This is a genomic window from Adlercreutzia sp. DFI.6.23, from assembly GCF_024462535.1.
GTDB classification, from domain to species: Bacteria; Actinomycetota; Coriobacteriia; order Coriobacteriales; family Eggerthellaceae; genus Adlercreutzia; species Adlercreutzia rubneri.
The window spans coordinates 1-289 of the sequence record NZ_JANGBP010000774.1 but is presented as its reverse complement, the minus strand read 5'-3'; the positions used below and the strand labels follow the sequence as shown (position 1 = coordinate 289).

The 289-nt window shown below is 69.2% G+C and carries 1 pseudogene; it reads left to right on the top strand.

What is annotated here, in order from left to right:
• Nucleotides 1-289: pseudogene (locus NE591_RS15410) on the top strand (hypothetical protein); the annotation flags it as partial.

Genomic DNA, 289 nt, shown 5'->3' with positions numbered 1-289 from the left:
GCACAGCCGTCCTCATCTTCGCCGGGCCCGTCGAGGGCATCGTCATCACGCACTCGCTGCTCGCCGCCGCCTTGGCCCTGTGCGCCCTGCAGGCATTCTGGTTTACCGAGGCGGTCATCGGGCGATTGAGCTACCCCGCACGCATCGCCGGGTTCGGCCTGACGGGCCTTCCGGAGCTCGTCCTGTGCGCCGCGCTCGGCGGTTGCTTCCCCCTGGACAACATCGGCGCCTGGGTCAGCTTCGTGGCCATCTACCTGGTCACCCTGGCCGCCATCACCGCCGGCTACAC